The organism is Ruegeria sp. AF3, from assembly GCF_056536285.1.
Window position 1 is genome coordinate 238594 of sequence record NZ_JBQFJM010000001.1, and the last position, 13516, is coordinate 252109.

Annotated in this window: 17 protein-coding genes; 14 read left to right on the top strand and 3 right to left on the bottom strand. The window is 56.6% G+C overall.

Annotated features, from left to right (window positions below):
* Positions 1–19: 19 nt before the first annotated feature.
* The 9 genes from ACR3FC_RS01185 to ACR3FC_RS01225 all read left to right on the top strand — a co-directional run bounded on the left by ACR3FC_RS01185 (position 20) and on the right by ACR3FC_RS01225 (position 7476).
* Complete coding sequence (locus tag ACR3FC_RS01185) at positions 20–862, top strand: DUF2059 domain-containing protein (protein ID WP_480472724.1); 843 nt, start codon at positions 20–22, stop codon at positions 860–862.
* On the top strand, positions 862–1665 hold the full coding sequence (locus tag ACR3FC_RS01190) for a DUF2059 domain-containing protein (RefSeq protein WP_480472726.1): 804 nt from the start codon (positions 862–864) through the stop codon (positions 1663–1665). The genes ACR3FC_RS01185 and ACR3FC_RS01190 overlap by 1 nt, the downstream gene beginning before the upstream one ends.
* A gap of 220 nt (positions 1666–1885) precedes the next feature.
* Positions 1886–2497: a 50S ribosomal protein L21 gene (locus ACR3FC_RS01195; protein ID WP_480472728.1), complete on the top strand. Its 612-nt coding sequence runs from the start codon at positions 1886–1888 to the stop codon at positions 2495–2497.
* An 11-nt stretch (positions 2498–2508) separates the two neighbouring features.
* Positions 2509–2778 carry a 50S ribosomal protein L27 gene (gene rpmA, locus ACR3FC_RS01200; protein ID WP_050602452.1) on the top strand — a complete coding sequence of 90 codons (270 nt, stop codon included), beginning with the start codon at positions 2509–2511 and terminating at the stop codon, positions 2776–2778.
* Between the two features lie 95 nt (positions 2779–2873).
* Positions 2874–3482 (top strand): LysE family translocator, encoded by a 609-nt coding sequence (locus ACR3FC_RS01205; protein WP_480472730.1) that lies wholly within the window; start codon positions 2874–2876, stop codon positions 3480–3482.
* Complete coding sequence (locus ACR3FC_RS01210; protein WP_480472732.1) at positions 3479–4015, top strand: GNAT family N-acetyltransferase; 537 nt, start codon at positions 3479–3481, stop codon at positions 4013–4015. Before ACR3FC_RS01205 ends, ACR3FC_RS01210 begins: the two co-directional genes overlap by 4 nt.
* 37 nt (positions 4016–4052) lie before the next feature.
* Positions 4053–5087, top strand: coding sequence for a GTPase ObgE (gene obgE / locus ACR3FC_RS01215; protein WP_209596239.1), 1035 nt, complete (start codon positions 4053–4055; stop codon positions 5085–5087).
* Positions 5075–6181, top strand: coding sequence for a glutamate 5-kinase (gene proB, locus ACR3FC_RS01220; protein ID WP_480472734.1), 1107 nt, complete (start codon positions 5075–5077; stop codon positions 6179–6181). Before obgE ends, proB begins: the two co-directional genes overlap by 13 nt.
* Positions 6182–6213: 32 nt before the next feature.
* The gene (locus ACR3FC_RS01225) at positions 6214–7476 is read left to right on the top strand and encodes a glutamate-5-semialdehyde dehydrogenase (protein WP_480472736.1); all 1263 of its coding nucleotides are present in this window, start codon (positions 6214–6216) and stop codon (positions 7474–7476) included.
* Here ACR3FC_RS01225 and ACR3FC_RS01230 read toward each other — a convergent pair.
* The gene (locus ACR3FC_RS01230) at positions 7473–8069 is read right to left on the bottom strand and encodes a histidine phosphotransferase family protein (protein ID WP_480472738.1); all 597 of its coding nucleotides are present in this window, start codon (positions 8067–8069) and stop codon (positions 7473–7475) included. The two genes, ACR3FC_RS01225 and ACR3FC_RS01230, sit on opposite strands and share 4 nt — an antisense overlap.
* A gap of 42 nt (positions 8070–8111) precedes the next feature.
* Between ACR3FC_RS01230 and ACR3FC_RS01235 the strand changes: the two genes are divergently transcribed.
* The 5 genes from ACR3FC_RS01235 (at position 8112) to tsf (ending at position 11895) form a co-directional block, all read left to right on the top strand.
* Positions 8112–8294 carry a DUF3553 domain-containing protein gene (locus ACR3FC_RS01235; RefSeq protein ID WP_050602459.1) on the top strand — a complete coding sequence of 61 codons (183 nt, stop codon included), beginning with the start codon at positions 8112–8114 and terminating at the stop codon, positions 8292–8294.
* Positions 8295–8396: 102 nt separating this feature from the next.
* Entirely contained in the window at positions 8397–9152 is a 756-nt protein-coding gene (gene olsB, locus ACR3FC_RS01240; protein WP_480472740.1) for an L-ornithine N(alpha)-acyltransferase, read from the top strand.
* Entirely contained in the window at positions 9118–9993 is an 876-nt protein-coding gene (olsA, locus tag ACR3FC_RS01245) for a lyso-ornithine lipid O-acyltransferase (protein WP_480472742.1), read from the top strand. The genes olsB and olsA overlap by 35 nt, the downstream gene beginning before the upstream one ends.
* A 166-nt stretch (positions 9994–10159) precedes the next feature.
* Complete coding sequence (gene rpsB, locus ACR3FC_RS01250; protein WP_480472744.1) at positions 10160–10942, top strand: 30S ribosomal protein S2; 783 nt, start codon at positions 10160–10162, stop codon at positions 10940–10942.
* Positions 10943–11019: 77 nt separating this feature from the next.
* The gene (gene tsf, locus ACR3FC_RS01255; protein ID WP_480472746.1) at positions 11020–11895 is read left to right on the top strand and encodes a translation elongation factor Ts; all 876 of its coding nucleotides are present in this window, start codon (positions 11020–11022) and stop codon (positions 11893–11895) included.
* A 354-nt stretch (positions 11896–12249) separates the two neighbouring features.
* On the opposite strand, the gene ACR3FC_RS01260 is transcribed toward tsf, so the two are convergent.
* Both ACR3FC_RS01260 and aroQ read right to left on the bottom strand, forming a co-directional pair.
* A complete protein-coding gene (locus ACR3FC_RS01260) occupies positions 12250–13005 on the bottom strand; it encodes an autoinducer binding domain-containing protein (RefSeq protein WP_480472748.1) in 756 nt (251 codons plus the stop codon).
* The gene (aroQ, locus tag ACR3FC_RS01265; protein WP_480472750.1) at positions 13002–13451 is read right to left on the bottom strand and encodes a type II 3-dehydroquinate dehydratase; all 450 of its coding nucleotides are present in this window, start codon (positions 13449–13451) and stop codon (positions 13002–13004) included. Before aroQ ends, ACR3FC_RS01260 begins: the two co-directional genes overlap by 4 nt.
* Between the last annotated feature and the right edge of the window lie 65 nt (positions 13452–13516).

The window sequence follows — 13516 nt, forward strand, 5'->3', positions numbered from 1 at the left end:
AACACCTACTCTGATTGCTATGACACAGTTTGCACACCGCATCGCCTTTTGGTTTCTTGCCCCGTTTCTGGCGCTTGTTCTGGTTCCTCTTGAGCTTTCTGCAGCGAACCGGGATCGGATCGAGGCCTTTCTGACCACAACCGGGTTTGACGTGGCTCTTGAAAGCATCGCCCTGAGTTCACGGTCCGCGCCGCAGATGTTGGGTGTTGACCCAGAGGGGTTCGGCTCGGACTGGACCCGTTTGACGGACGAGGTTTTTGAAGTCGATGCAATGCACGACACCGCTGTTTCCATTCTGGAGCAGACCCTAAGCGACGAGGCCCTGGCACACGCTGTCGAGTTTTACGCGTCTGATCTGGGGCAACGTCTGGTCGAGGCCGAGAATGCCTCACACATGCAAGAAGACGATGACGTCAAGCAATTGGCAGGTCAAAGGATTATCTCTGACCTGATCAAGAGCGGGTCGAAACGGGTCGAAAGTTTTAAACGCATGAACAACGCGATTGATTCCACAGGCACCGCACTGCGTGCCTTGCAGGAAATTCAGGTGCGTTTCCTTCTGGCGGCCAGCGCGTCGGGGGTCATCGAGCTGCAGTTGGGCGGGGATGAACTGCGCGAATTGATGAAGCAAAATGAACCGGCAATGCGCCAGTCGCTGCAACTGTCTAATCTGGCCGGTGCGGCTTACACCTATCAAGGTTTTTCCGACGCTGATGTGGATACATATGTTGACGCGCTGGAACAGCCGCTGATGCAGGAAGTCTACGAGCTGTTGAACGCCATCCAATATGAGATCATGGCCATGAGGTTCGAGGTTCTTGCCGCACGGATGGCCGAATTGCACCCGGCACAGGACATATGATGCAGCGCGTAGTTCTGGCATTTGTGGTCGCTCTGAGTTGGGCCCTGCCGCTGTATGCCGATGGAAAAGTCGACCGACTGGCAAAAGCCATGCGTCTGACGCAGGTGATGGAAATCCTTGTTCACGAGGGGCAGGGCCATCGCGAGACTCTTGATGATACCTTTTTGGACAACAAGGGCGGCGCTTATTTCGAGGCGCAGGTCAATCGTATCTACGATCCCCTTTGGATGCGGAAACATCTGACGGACGCCTTCGTGGCGGGCATGTCCGATGTTCAGCTTGATCAGGCCATCTTGTTTTTTGAAAGCGATCTTGGCCAGACCATCGTAACGCTGGAAAATTCGGCCCGGCGCGCCATGTCGGATCAGGCAATCGAAGACATGGCCCGAGAAGCCTATAAGTCCGCAGAACGCAGCACCGCTCAGTTCGCTTTGGTCAAGGAATATATCGAGGCAAATAACCTGATTGAAAAGAATGTTCAGGGGGCATTGACGTCAGACTACAGCTTCTTTCGGGGTCTTGATGTTGATGCGCGGACCGACGATCAGGAACTGCTGGCCGAGCTTTTGTTGCAGAAGGACAGTCGGAGCGAGGACACCGAAGAGTGGCTTTTCTCGTTTCTTCTTATGGCCTACCGCCCGTTGGACGAGGCTCAGATGCGCGAAAATATCGCGTTTTCCAGAACCGAAACGGGACGGGCCCTGAATGACGCCGTGTTTGACGGCTTTGACCGTATGTTTAATGATATCTCCTATCGCCTGGGGCAGGCGGTTGCACAGGCGCTGAGGGCGTCCGATCTTTGACGCCGCTTTGGTGTTGACTTTTACCTGCATTCTATGGATAAGCGCGCATCCCGGCCGGTTTTCCGCGCCGGGTATCGTTATTATTTGGCCTGCATGACATTGTCAGGGGCCATTCACACAGCCCGAAAAGGGCGCGCTGTTCGAGGTGGCTTTCAAGTTTCTTGGGGCCAAAACACCCGCAAAGGGGACCACAGAACGCGGGTTAGAAAAGGAAAAACGCATGTTTGCGGTCCTCAAGACTGGCGGCAAGCAGTACAAGGTTCAGGCGGGCGATATCCTCCGCGTTGAAAAGCTGGCTGCCGACGCAGGTGAAAAAGTTCAATTCAACGATGTTCTGATGCTGGGCGGTGACGCTCCGGTTGTTGGCGCACCTTTCGTTGCAGGCGCAGGCGTTCAGGCCGAAGTGATCGAACAGATCAAAGGTGACAAGGTCATCAAGTTCGTCAAGCGCCGTCGTAAGCACAGCTCGAAGCGTACCGTTGGCCACCGTCAGAAACTGACACTGGTCAAAATCACCGACATTCTGGCGTCGGGCGCTGACAAATCGGGCATCAAAGCTGCAACCGGTTCAGCTCCGGCTGGCGAAGCGGCACCTGCTGCAAAGCCTGCCAAGAAAGCAGTAGCCAAGGCTGAAGTACCCGCTGCTGCCGCTGCTGACGATCTGACCCAACTGAACGGTGTCGGCCCTGCCGCCGCCAAGAAGCTGGTTGAGGCCGGTATCGCGAGCTTTGCCGCTCTGGCCGCCTTGTCGGATGAGCAGATTGCTGCTATCGAAACGGTCAAAGTGAAACCCGAATGGGTTGAGCAAGCCAAAGAATTGGCTAAAGGCTAAGGAGAGAGAGAATGGCACATAAAAAAGCTGGCGGTTCCTCCCGTAACGGTCGCGACTCAGCTGGTCGTCGCCTTGGCGTAAAACTGTATGGTGGCCAGGCCGCTATCGCAGGCAACATCATCGTGCGTCAGCGCGGCACCAAGTTCTGGCCGGGCGAAGGCGTAGGCATTGGCAAAGATCACACCATCTTTGCAACTGTCGATGGCGCCGTGAAGTTCCACAAGGGACTTAAAAACCGCACCTTTATTTCGGTCCTGCCAGTGGCGGAGGCCGCAGAGTAAGCCGAGACCCAGAAGGTTTAAGAAAATTCATGGGGGACCGGCACAAAGTGCCGGTCCCCTTTCTCGTTTTTACGCAGTCGTGATCGAAAGAACCAATGACAGTCGCAACCACCAGTTTCCTGATATTTGCCGCCTCTCAGGTCGGCACGCCAGGGCCGGCCAACATGGTCCTGCTGGGAACTGGTGCGCGCTATGGGTTTCGCGCCGCATTGCCATTTGTGGCCGGTGTCGTGCTTGGCAAGCAGCTGATTATCTGGCCCGTAGGCTTTGGCCTGCTGCAACTGGCGGAACAGGTTCCGACAGTCTTCGCGGCGCTGAAATATGCTTCGGCTGCATATATTTGCTGGCTGGCGTGGAAGATCGCGAATTTGCGATTGTCGCGCGAAAATGCGGTCGGTGATGTTCCGGGATTCTGGGCGGGGTTGATCGTGCATCCGCTGAACCCAAAAGCCTGGGCCATGATTGTTGCGGGTTTTACCGGCTTTGTCGCGGCGGGGACGTCCAGCTTTGATGCAACGCTCACGATCGCGCTTAGTTTGTTGATCTGCCAGATCGTTTTGCACCCGATCTGGACTTTTGCCGGGGATAGAATCGCGCATGCGGTTGAAGGTCGCCCGGCGGAAAAATATCTGATGTGGACGTTGGCGGGTCTTACGGTCGCGTCCGTACTATTCGTGTTGTTCGGAGGAGGAACACACCAATGAAGCTTGAGACAATAATTAATCAGCCGGTCATTGAAACCGAGCGGTTCGATCTGCGCCCCCTGCGCCGGTCGGACATGGGCCTTATCGAGCATTATGCAGGTGATGAGCGCGTGGCGCGGATGACCACCAGTATTGCACATCCACTGGCCCCCGGATCGATCGAAGCCTTTGTAACCCGTTCGATGGCCGACAACCGGGATGAAGACGTCTGGGTCATGGATGCCACCAAGGACGGAGGTCCGGAACTGATCGGTGTGATTTCGCTGAAACGACTTGATCGGAATCAGTCTGAAGTCGGCTATTGGGTCGCGCCGATCTATTGGAACACGGGCATTGCCTCGATGGCTGTCGAAGCACTTGTTAACGCCAACCCGCTGGAGAACGCGACGATGTTCGCCAGTGTGTTTCAGGATAATCCGGCCTCGGCCCGGGTCCTGACCCATTGCGGGTTCCAGTATCTGGGCGATGCGGAAAGCTATTCGGTGGCGCGCGATGCGAATGTGCCCACCTGGACATACAGTAAAAAACTCTGACTTGTGGCCGATGGGGCCTTTGCAGTAGGGGACACACATGAAATTTCTCGATCTCGCAAAGGTCTACATCCGGTCCGGGGCCGGCGGTAGCGGCTGCGTCAGCTTCAGACGCGAAAAGTTTATAGAATACGGCGGCCCCGATGGCGGGGACGGCGGCAAAGGCGGGTCTGTCTGGGCCGAAGTTGTGGATGGGCTAAACACCCTGATCGACTTCCGCTATCAGCAGCACTTCTTCGCCAAAAACGGGCAACCGGGCCGGGGGCAGCAACGCACCGGCAAGGATGGGGACGATATCGTTCTGCGTGTGCCGGTTGGCACTGAAATCCTGGACGAAGACGAAGAAACCGTCATCTGCGACCTGACCGAAGTCGGGCAACGTGTTCTGCTGGCCAAGGGCGGCAATGGCGGGTTTGGCAACCTGCATTTCAAATCTGCCACAAATCAGGCCCCGCGCCGCGCCAATTCGGGGCAGGCGGGGATTGACCGCACAATCTGGCTGCGGCTCAAGCTGATCGCCGATGTGGGTCTTTTGGGTATGCCGAATGCAGGCAAGTCGACCTTTCTGGCGGCCACGTCGAATGCGCGGCCCAAGATTGCCGACTATCCGTTTACCACGCTGCACCCCAATCTTGGCGTTGTCGGCGTGGACAACGTCGAATTTGTTGTGGCCGATATCCCGGGCCTGATCGAAGGTGCTCATGAAGGCCGTGGCATTGGTGACCGTTTTCTGGGTCACGTGGAACGCTGTGCCGTGTTGTTGCATCTGGTCGACGGCACCTCTGCGACGGTCGCCGATGATTACCGCACGATCATTCACGAGTTGGAAGCCTATGGCGGCGAGCTGGCTGAAAAGCCCAGGATCACTGTTCTGAACAAGATCGACGCGCTGGATGACGAAGAACGTGCCCTTGCCGTCGCAGAGCTTGAGGAGGCCGTGGGCGGCCCCGTCATGACGATGTCCGGTGTGGCGCATCTGGGTGTAACCGAAGTTCTGCGGGCGCTGCGCAGCCAGATTGACGACAACCGTGTGCGTCAGAAACCCGCTGAGGAGGCACAGCCTTGGCAACCCTGACCTCGGCACGCCGTCTGGTGGTAAAAATCGGGTCGGCTTTGCTGGTTGATCGCGACACTGGCCTGCTGCGGTCTGACTGGCTGCTGTCGTTGGCGCAAGATGTTTCCTGGCTCAAGGGGCAGGGGAAAGATGTGATCCTTGTTTCATCCGGTTCGATTGCACTTGGCCGCGGAGTATTGGGCCTGCCGATGGCGGCACTGCCTTTGGAACAGTCGCAGGCTGCTGCTGCGGTTGGGCAAATCCGGCTTGCACGCGCCTACGAAGAGGCGTTGGCACCCCATGGGATCACTACAGCGCAGGTTCTGGTGACGCTTGAAGACAGCGAAGATCGCCGCAGGTATCTGAACTCACGCGCGACCTTGGAAACTCTGCTGGGGTTAGGCGTCGTACCGATCGTCAATGAAAACGACACGGTTGCAACGGACGAAATCCGTTATGGCGACAATGACCGCCTGGCCGCGCAAATCGCCGTGACAGTAGGGGCCGACCAACTGATTCTGCTGTCGGATGTGGATGGTTTCTATTCCGGTAATCCAAAAGAAGATTCCTCCGCGACGCGCTTCGAGACAATCGACAGGATCACACCCGAGATTGAAGCCATGGCTGGTGATGCGGGATCGGGCCTATCCAAAGGTGGGATGAAGACAAAGCTGTTGGCGGCCAAGATGGCAACCGCTGGTGGTTGCGCCATGGCAATTACTGAAGGGTCGGTTCTGAACCCTTTGAAAATGCTCGAAAACGGTGCCAATTCCACATGGTTTACTGCGACATTGGATCCACATGCAGCCCGCAAACGCTGGATTTCGGCAATGAAACCTCGGGGTGAGATCACAGTGGACGAGGGGGCGGCCAAGGCACTGGCCAATGGCAAAAGCCTGCTACCTGCCGGGATTGTGGAAGTGACCGGAGATTTCGGTCGTGGCGATCCTGTCGCCATCCTTGATCTGGAGTCCCGTCGTCTGGCTCAGGGGATCAGCCGGTATACGGCGCAGGAAGCCGATGCGATCAAGGGGCGTAAGTCTTCTGAGATTGAAGCGACGCTGGGCTATCCAGGCCGCGCAGCCCTCATCCACCGGGACGACCTGGCCCTTTAACTTTCAATAAGATGATCTGAAAGGCACGCGATATGAAAGACTTCGACAGCATTCCTGCTCTGATGGAAGATCTTGGGAAACGTGCCAAAGCCGCTTCGCGTGAACTGGCTTTCGCAACAGCTGAACGAAAGCACGCAGCGCTGATTGCAGCCGCAGATGCGGTTTGGGCCAATCGGGCACGGATCATCGAAGCCAATCAAAAAGATCTGGAATTCGGCCGCGACAAGGGTCTGAGCCCCGCAATGATGGATCGCCTGATGCTTGATGAGGCGCGTATTCAGGGCATGGTCGACGGGCTGAGAACCGTCGCAGATCAGGCCGACCCGGTGGGTGAGGTTCTGTCAGAATGGAATATGCCCACGGGCCTTAACATCCAACGCGTCCGGACACCGTTAGGGGTTATTGGCGTGATCTACGAAAGCCGACCCAACGTGACTGCGGATGCCGGGGCGCTGTGTCTGAAATCGGGCAATGCGGTAATCCTGCGCGGCGGATCCGAGAGCTTTCATTCCTCAGCCGCGATCCATGCCTGTCTGGTCGAAGGGCTGAAGGCCGCGAACCTGCCCGAAGACGCCATCCAACTGGTGCCCACACGCGACCGCGCTGCAGTGCAGGAGTTGCTGACGCTGACCGACTATGTCGACGTCATCGTTCCACGCGGTGGCAAGGGACTGGTGGGCCTTGTACAACGAGAGGCCCGTGTGCCGGTCTTTGCTCATCTCGAAGGCATCGTGCACATTTACGTCGACAAGGCTGCTGATCCGCAGAAAACGCTGGAAGTGGTACTGAATGCCAAGACCCGCCGCACTGGTATTTGCGGAGCCGCTGAATGCTTGCTGGTTCATCAGGATATCGCCGACACACTGGGGCGTGACGTCGTTGCGGCACTGGTCCAGTCAGGTGTCGAGGTTCACGCCGATGGTGTTCTCGCTGGAGAGAGTACAGTTGCTGCTACGGCGGATGACTGGGGAAAAGAGTTCCTCGACAACGTGATCGCTGCGAAGCCCGTTGCCGATATCGACGCTGCGATTGCTCATATTCAGCAATACGGCTCAAACCACACTGATTGCATCATGACCGAGGATGACGCAGCAGCAGACCGTTTCTTTGAGCGTCTCGACAGCGCAATCCTGATGCATAATGCCTCGACCCAGTTTGCGGATGGCGGTGAATTTGGCATGGGGGCAGAAATCGGAATCGCGACGGGCAAGATGCACGCGCGCGGGCCGGTCGGGGCGGCGCAATTGACCAGTTTCAAATATCTCGTACGCGGGAACGGAACGATCCGGGCTTAAAACCGAAGTGACACGCGGGTTGCCGAGGTTTCAACGGCAATCCGCCGACCCATCGCAGCCGCCGTTTTAGGCAGCAACGCGAATTGAACGTGCGCGGGCGTGATTTTGGTGGGAAAACGACCTGTCACGACGTTCTTCCAAAGATCACCATCGACATTCAACCTGTCTGCAACCCCGGTCACGATCCAATTGTTGCCCTGATTAACGATCTCGACCGCGCCGCCAAGCGGCATGGCGCTTTCACAGCACATAAGCGCCAGAAAGGCCAGTTTGACCTGATTACGGGGCACTGGCCCGGTCAGGTTCCAATTGACCCGTATCCGCCCCGCACGCTCGATATCTTTCAGCAGTTCGGTTACTTCGGCCCGACCAAGCGGGTGATCACTGCTCGAGCCAAAGGCAACACGGAAAAAGCGAATACGTGCCCCGGCACTTCCGACGCTGCCCGAGATCAGCTCCATCTCGGGCCCCTGTACGGAGCCCACCATATCCAACAGCTCAAGCCCGTTGGTGATCGCCCCGATCGGGCTGATCAGATCATGGCAAATCCGCGAACCGATCAATTCGGCCAGGTTGACGTTGCTCTCGCCCATGCGTACCTCCGACTGTATCTGCCGCACGTCCCGGAGGCCCCTATGACAGACATGAATGCTATACTTGCACCGGGCATGTTTGTCCGCCACCCGGATTTTCCCGAATGGGGCGTCGGACAGGTTCAGTCCAACATTGCAGGCAAGATCACCGTGAACTTTCGCGAGCAGGGGAAAGTGGTGATCGACGGTACGCGCATCGCCCTGATGCCGGTCTTTGATCCGTGAAAGTGGTTTAGGAAAGGTTAACAGCGCTGACCGAAGCGGGGCTTGTTGCCTTTGGCTGAAAAACTGCGGTATCAGCAGCCAAAAGAACACGGATCACCCCATATGCCGGATACTGGCCCTTCTTTCACTGTAAAACTGGCCGAGACCGAAGCCGACCTGCAAGCAGCTCAACGCCTGCGCTATGACGTCTTCGTGCGTGAGTTGGGGGGCGGCGGAGAGATGGTCGATCACGATGCTGGCCTCGAGAAAGACCGTTTCGACCCGTATTTCGATCATATGTTGGCCTATGATGATCACACCGGCGAAATCATTGGCGTCTACAGGATGTTACCGGGCGAACGTGCTGCGGAACTGGGGCAATTCTATTCCGAAGACGAGTATGACCTGACCGTTCTCAAGAACAGCGGGCGCAAACTGCTGGAGTTGGGACGGTCGTGCCTGCACCCCGACTACCGTGGGGGTACGGCAATGTACCACCTGTGGAACGGTTTGGCCGCTTATGTAGCGGAACGTGACATTGAGGTGCTGTTCGGCGTTGCGAGTTTTCACGGAACAGACGTGACCACATTGGCGCAGCCCTTGTCGATGCTTCACCACAACCATCTGGCTCCGCCAGAGTTGCGCGTACGGGCGCAGCCCGATGTTTTTCAGTCGATGGACCTAGTGAAACCAGAGGCTTTGGACCGCCGCGCCGCCATGGTTCAGGTGCCAGCATTGATCAAAGCCTACCTGCGCTTGGGTGGTTTCGTGGGCGAGGGCGCCTTTATCGACCACACCTTCAACACAACGGATGTTTGCCTGATCCTCGACACGACGCGCATGAATGAACGGCAGCGTCGAATTTATGGCGGGGCGTGACGCTGTGAACGACCCGCTCTGGAATAGTGAAGACGCGCCCGATCCGATCGAGCTGGGCGTTACCGGATGGGTTCTGGTCATTCTGCGCGGAGTCCCGCTGGCGGCCCTTGTCTTTGGTGGCCTGATCATCCTTCTGGCCGTTCGTCTGATCGAGTATCCGATTTTCGGCGTCCGGCGACCTGTGACGCCGTTCATCACGCAGTTTGTCTGCCGCAACGCGTTTCGAATTCTTGGCATCGGGTTCCGCACATCAGGCGCGCTGATGAAAGAGAGGGGGGCGGTGGTGGCAAACCACACGTCCTGGCTGGATATCTTTGCTCTGAACGCGCGCAAGCGGGTCTATTTTGTCTCCAAGGCAGAAGTTGCCAAATGGCCCGGTATCGGCTGGCTGGCCCGTGCGACCGGGACACTGTTTATCGAACGGGATCGCAAGAAAGCCAAGGAACAAACCAAGCTGTTTGAAACCCGCCTGAAAGTGGGTCACAAACTGTTGTTTTTCCCCGAAGGCACCTCAACCGACGGGCTTCGCATTTTACCTTTCAAAACAACGCTTTTCGCCGCGTTCTTTGCAGATGAGTTGCGTGATTTCATGTATATCCAACCCGTTTCTGTGGTGTTTCACGCGCCCATAGGCCAGCCAAAACGCTTTTATGGCTGGTGGGGGGATATGGAGTTCGGACCGCATTTGCTGAAGACCCTTGGCGCACGTCGGCAAGGAACGGTTGAACTAATCTATCATGCGCCAGCGCGGGTCAGCGACTTTGAAAACCGAAAGGCTCTGGCCGCCCATTGTGAAGACGCCGTCAGGCATGCGCACGCATTGGCGCAGCTTGAAAAATAGGGGCGATTGGCCCTTGCGTAGCGCGCAAACCTGCCTTATACGCGCGCCATTCAAACCCGCAGGCGGGGTTTGGCCTTTTTGAGGGAGACATCCTCATCAAGACCGCCGGTTGGAGCGTCCGCTTCTTTCACCCCCGCCCAGGCGTAAACCGGAAAAGGAAAATTGCATGGCTCTTCCAGAGTTCACCATGCGTCAGCTGCTGGAAGCTGGCGTTCACTTTGGTCACCAGACACAGCGTTGGAACCCCCGCATGGGCCCGTTCATCTACGGCTCGCGCAATGGTATCCACATCATGGACCTGACCCAGACCGTTCCGATGCTGGATCAGGCTCTGCAGGCTGTTCGTGACACCGTCGCAAAAGGTGGCCGCATTCTGTTCGTTGGTACCAAGCGCCAGGCCGCTGGCCCGATCGCTGAAGCGGCCGAAAAGTCGGCTCAGTACTACATGAACCACCGTTGGCTGGGCGGCACGCTGACCAACTGGAAAACCGTTTCCCAGTCGATCAACCGTCTGAACCAGATCGACGAAGCCATGGAATCGGGCGCAGAAGGCCTGACCAAGAAAGAGCGTCTGGGCATGGAACGTGACCAGGGCAAACTTCAGGCGTCGCTAGGTGGTATCCGCGAAATGGGCGGCGTTCCGGACCTGCTGTTCGTCATCGACGTCAAGAAAGAAGCATTGGCCATCGCAGAAGCCAACAAACTGGGTATTCCGGTTGTGGCTGTTGTCGACACCAACTGCTCGCCCGACGGCGTTGACTACATCATCCCCGGCAACGACGACGCAGCACGCGCAATCGCTCTGTACTGCGATCTGGTCGCACGCGCCGCTCTGGACGGCATGACCGCACAGATGGGCGCAGCAGGCGTAGACCTAGGCGCATTCGAAGAAGCTCCGGTTGAAGAAGCTCTTGCGGAAGAAGCCGCAGAAGCCCCTGCCGAAGCGTAAGCTGCCCGTCACGTAAATGACATATGGGGCAGGGTATGACCTGCCCCAATTCCGTTTGAATTGAGGAGAGCCAAAAGATGGCAATCACAGCAGCAATGGTTAAAGAACTGCGCGACTCGACCGGCGCAGGCATGATGGACGCAAAAAAAGCGCTGACCGAAACCGGCGGCAACATGGACGACGCCGTTGACTGGCTGCGTACCAAAGGCTTGGCCAAAGCAGCCAAAAAATCTGGTCGTACCGCGGCAGAGGGTCTGGTTGCTGTTCACGTTAGCGGTGGCAACGGTGTTGCTGTCGAAGTGAATTCGGAAACCGATTTCGTTGCTAAAAACGCTGAGTTCCAGGAAATGGTCGGCAAGATCGCAAACGCTGCTGAAGGTGTGGACAACATCGAAGCACTGCTGGCTGCTGATCTGGGCGGCAAAAGCGTTGCCGACACTCTGACCGACAAGATCGCCACCATCGGCGAAAACATGTCGGTGCGCCGCATGGCCAAGCTGTCGGGCGACACTGTTGTGTCTTATGTGCACAACGCTGCGACCAACGGCATGGGCAAAATCGGTGTGCTGGTTGCACTGTCGGGTGGTGATGAGGCTATCGGCAAGCAGGTTGCGATGCACATCGCCGCTGTGAACCCGGCTGCCCTATCTGAGGCCGACATGGACCCGGCAATTGTCGAGAAGGAAAAGCAGGTTCAGATGGACATCGCCCGCGAATCCGGCAAGCCGGAGCAGGTGATCGAGAAGATGATCGAAGGCCGCATGAAGAAATTCGTCGCCGAATCGACATTGCTGAGCCAGCAATTCGTTGTGAACCCTGATCTGACCGTTGAAGCCGCTGCAAAAGAAGCAGGCGCAACCATCACCGGCTTCGTTCGCTTGGAAGTTGGCGAAGGCATCGTTGTGGAAAAAGAAGACTTCGCTGCCGAAGTCGCAAAAGCCGCTCAGGGCTAAAGAATGGCTCCGACTGGGGCCTTGCTGAACAAAATGAAAGGGTTACGCATTGCGTAGCCCTTTTTTGTTAGTGGTACATCATAGAATTGGCAAAGAAGTGAAGGATTGGAGGGCCCCGCATGATGGGGATGGTCGAGGCCCCCCAAAATTCCGACACAGGTACGCGGACGAATACGCGCCCCCTTGTCAGAGTGATTGGAGAGCTTTGAAATCGCAAAGATCCAATCGAATGTTCCCTGGCTAAAGCCACCACTCACGGAACACTCTCACTTTGCAACTTTTAGGTTAGATTTGAAAAGTAGTGATTTCCTTACCTAGGGTAAACTGACGCTGGATGGCGTCACAAAAACACTCCTAAACTTCCATAATGAACATCTGATTATGCAAAGATGCCTTTAAAACAGCCTGAGCCGTCGTTTCGACCGACAACGCCTCACGGGCGAGTCGAAGATGCTTTTCGACAGTTGCCGCTGTCAGGCCCATCAGCAGGGCTATGTCCTGCGTGGTTTTGCCGTCACCGACCCATTGCAACGCCTCGCGCTGACGCTTTGTCAGGGCCCGGTTCGGAGGGTTGAAAGGCAAGGTCAGGATCTTCAGATGCGCAACGTTGTTCATCAAAAGAATATCTTCGCCGTGCTCCTGCCAGACCGCGTCAATGTCTTCCTGGCTCATCCCTTCCTTGGCGGACAAGGAAATCGCCCCTTTGGAGCGCACCGAGACTGAGTTGAAGCTGATGGTGTAACCAGAAACAACACCCATGGACTTGTTGAACTCGAAAACTTCGCGCTCTTTATCGGTCATCGACCCGCGAGAGTGCATGTCCAGCAACATTCTCCAGCTGGCGGCGCCTTCATTGTCCAGCGCCCATTTCAACATGGGGGCGTGAAAATACAAACCGTCCTTGATGAAACCGTCCACATAGGCGCGGTTATGATTGGTCAGGATGACAAAATCCTCTGGATCGCCCAATGAGGTTGCCGTCCTGTATTGCGTATGGCCGTAGATTAAACGATCAAGCCCGTATTCCGCCATTTGTCGGCAATGCGCATCCCACAGGTCTTCCAGGGTTTTGGCATAGCTGACAAATCGCAGATATTCCCTGAGGGTCATGCCGTATCACCTGCTTTCAGATGGGCGGCCAGTGCGTCCAGTGCAAGAACATAACCTTGGGCGCCAAATCCACAGATCTGCCCCAGAGCGACAGGCGCGATATAGGACTTGTGCCGGAATGCTTCCCTTGCATGGATGTTGGACAGGTGAACCTCGACAACCGGCAGTTCAACTGACGCGATGGCATCCATCAACGCAACCGACGTGTGTGTGAACGCCCCCGCATTGATCACAAGGCCATCCTGCGCACCGCGTGCGCCATGGATCGCATCAATTAACACACCCTCATGGTTGGATTGCAGATGCGAGACTTCAAGGCCAATGGACGCACCATGGCGCAGGCAATCTTTCTCGATCATCTTCAGAGTGGTGCTGCCGTAAACCTCGGGCTGCCGTGTGCCAAGCAGGTTGAGGTTTGGGCCATTCAATACCAAAACGTTGTGCATGTCTTCACGATCCCCATTAATGGTACATAGACGCCTTGAGGTTGGGTTGTCTACCTGCCTTTGCC